The sequence below is a fragment of the Nonomuraea rhizosphaerae genome, from assembly GCF_019396405.1.
GTDB lineage: Bacteria > Actinomycetota > Actinomycetes > Streptosporangiales > Streptosporangiaceae > Nonomuraea > Nonomuraea rhizosphaerae.
The window spans coordinates 1-2598 of sequence record NZ_JAHKRL010000043.1 but is presented as its reverse complement, the minus strand read 5'-3'; the positions used below and the strand labels follow the sequence as shown (position 1 = coordinate 2598).

At 71.7% G+C, this 2598-nt stretch carries 4 protein-coding genes; 1 reads left to right on the top strand and 3 read right to left on the bottom strand.

Going from position 1 to position 2598, the window contains the following annotated elements; all coding sequences use genetic code 11:
* Together KME77_RS02025 and KME77_RS02020 are read right to left on the bottom strand one after the other, a co-directional pair.
* Positions 1-625, bottom strand: a 625-nt coding sequence (locus tag KME77_RS02025; protein WP_219461028.1) for an erythromycin esterase family protein, incomplete at its 3' end; no start/stop codon positions are given.
* Positions 626-802: 177 nt separating this feature from the next.
* Entirely contained in the window at positions 803-1474 is a 672-nt protein-coding gene (locus tag KME77_RS02020) for a phosphotransferase (RefSeq protein ID WP_219461026.1), read from the bottom strand.
* Between the two features lie 91 nt (positions 1475-1565).
* On the opposite strand from KME77_RS02020, the gene KME77_RS02015 reads away from it, so the two are divergent.
* Entirely contained in the window at positions 1566-1844 is a 279-nt protein-coding gene (locus KME77_RS02015) for a hypothetical protein (RefSeq protein ID WP_219461023.1), read from the top strand.
* A gap of 78 nt (positions 1845-1922) precedes the next feature.
* On the opposite strand, the gene KME77_RS28970 is transcribed toward KME77_RS02015, so the two are convergent.
* Positions 1923-2417 (bottom strand): MarR family winged helix-turn-helix transcriptional regulator, encoded by a 495-nt coding sequence (locus KME77_RS28970; RefSeq protein WP_219461021.1) that lies wholly within the window; start codon positions 2415-2417, stop codon positions 1923-1925.
* Between the last annotated feature and the right edge of the window lie 181 nt (positions 2418-2598).

Genomic DNA, 2598 nt, shown 5'->3' with positions numbered 1-2598 from the left:
CCGCCCGCGGCCCCTGCGTCTCCAGCAGCGCCACCAGGTCGTCGGCGATCAGCCGCAGCCGCCGGGCGTCGGCGGACCGGCCGATCGACCGGGACGGGTCCATGACCGTCGCCTCGTCCGTCCACCGCTCGTCGGGGCCGAGCAGCGTGCCGAGCTCCTCGCCGGTGCAGGGGAGCGGGCCGTCGAGGAGGGCGTGCAGGGCGGTGAGCGCCTGGCGCGGGCTCTCGGCCCAGTACTCCAGCGGGCCGTCGAAGCCGAAGAAGCGGAGCTTGTCCTCGTGCTCCTCGTTGTAGGCGCGCATCCAGCGGACGAGGTCGCGGTTGCCCGGGGCGGTGCCGAAGTTGTGGCTGAAGCCGCGCTCCATGACGTCGTCGAGCGTGCCCGCGCCCGTCGTGACGTAGTCGTCCACCAGCAGGCCCCTGAGGCAGTCGCTCTCGACCGCGAGCGAACGGTAGCCCTCGTGCTCCACCAGGTGCCGGAAGATCTCGTTGCGCAGCTCGCCCAGCTCCGGTACGAAGTGCCGGGCCTCGCCCAGGCCGAGCAGCACGGGGGCGGTGGGGAGCGAACGGAGGAAGGCCGAGACGCTCGCGCCGTCGAGGGGGCGGGCTGTGTCCTTGATGTCCATGCCTTCAACGGTATCGTTGAACTTTCGATGTAAACTTTCGCGCAGTGATGCGGCCTTTTATCGCGATAAACCCTCAATCGATGGTGCACCCGCGTCGCAGCCCGCCCCGGACGCCGGAGGCGGCGAGAAGGCCGAGCGGCAGCCACGCGTCCAGGAGGCCCGCGCCCGCCGGCGCGATCAGCCCTTGAGCGCCCTGATCAGGGCCACGGCCGCGCCCAGCAGCGCGACCTCCTTGCCGCTGAGGGCCCGGTCGGCGGCCCGGCGCTCCATGGCCCGCTCCAGAGGCCCCCGCGTGTCGAGCGCGTCGCCGAGCCCGTCCACCAGCGCGGCCAGCGTGGCGTGCGCGAGGCGGACGGCGGAGTCCTCGGCGTCCACCGCGATCTGCGCCAGGATGATCGCCGACATCGCGCAGTCCAGCGCGGGCGCCCCCTCACGCGTGTTGCACCAGTCGATCACCACGGGGCCGCCGGGCGCCAGGATGACGTTCTCCGGATGCAGGTCCAGGTGAAGCACCCGGTCCTCCGGATCGGCGCCGGCCCTGGCCGGGATCTCGTGCAGGCGCCGCAGCAGCCGCGCCAGCACCCGGCCCGCCTCCTCCGGCGTGGTCGTCCCCTGGACGAGCGCGTACCCCATGGTCGGGCCGTCCACCCGGTCCATCACGATGTCGGCGCGTGACCCCTCGCCGGGGTAGACCCGCGGGACCGGGTACCCGTGGCCGGCCACGTGCGCCATGACACCCGTCTCGAGCCGCGCGTCGATGTCCTTGCGGTAGCGGCGCAGCACCCTGCCCTCGCCCAGGGCGTACACGTCCGCGCTGCGCCCCGTCCCCAGCAGTTCGCCGACTTCCATGCCTCCAACCTATGATCGCCGCTCCTGTCCCCGCGTCCGATTTAGACTCCTTCTCACAAGGCTCTCCGCGATGTCAGGGTGAGGTGCGGCCGTGGAACTCGACGACATACGCGGGCTCCGCCTGCGGGACAGCCTGCGCCCGCCCCGCCCGGCCTGGGTCAATCTGCTGGTCATCGGCTTCGGCCTGTGCGTCGTCGCCACCCAGGCGCTGGGGCTGCTGTCGGGCAAGCCCTGGGACGGTTACCAGGTGCTGTTCGGCTGGGACTCCAGCTCCTGGTGGTGGCTGGGGCGAGTTGTCGTCATCACGGGCTGGTTCCTCATCATCGCCCTCAACGTCCGGATCTTCGTGCGGAAGCGCGCCGGGTCGTGAGCCGCGAAGCGCCGGGCCCGAGGAATGTCGTCCGTGCGTGATCCCGTACCGGCCGTGAGCCTCGTGGAGGGCGTCGCCTCAGGCGGGACCTCGTGATCCCTCCGCGCCGGGCAGCCGGCCCGCGACGTGGTCGCGGAGCCGGTCGAGCATGTCGAGCAGGACGCCGCGTTCGGCCTCACTGAGGACGCCGAAGGTGAGGTCGGCGTGCGCGTCGTGCAGTTCCTTGATCTCGCCCAGGTGCTCGCGGCCCTTGGCGGTGATCTCCAGCCGGGTGGACCTGCGGTCGGCCGGGTCGTGGCGCCGGCTCAGCAGCCCCTCGTCCTCCAGGCCGTCCACCAGGGACGTGATCGACCTGCCGGTGACGCCGAGCCGGTCCTTCAGCTCACCCATCCGCGGCGTGCCCGCCTCGTCGACGGCGAGCATCAACAGGACCCGGGACGTGGACCAGCCGCGTCGCAGGCAGGGCTGCCCGGTGAAACGCCGCAGCGCGTGCGTGGTGCGCATCAGCGCCTCGGCCAGTGCGGCTCCTGACGGGGGCGCCTCCCGCCGGGGAGGCGTCTTCTCGCTCGACACATCTGCAGGCTACCGACAAACCGGATCTACGTAATTGACACTGTCCGGGGGGAAACTGTTCTCCGGGGAGTGCCTGGACGTACGGAGGGTGAGCCGCGAACCGGACGACGGCACGGCCAGACTTCCGAGGCCCGGCAGCGTCGTTCTCCCGCGGCGTGATCGTGCGGGAGAACGACGTCAG

What these genes read in the sequence shown, in the direction of transcription:
- KME77_RS02020 (WP_219461026.1), bottom strand. Translation starts at nt 1,474, where the DNA reads ATGGAAGTCGGCGAACTGCTGGGGACGGGGCGCAGCGCGGACGTGTAC.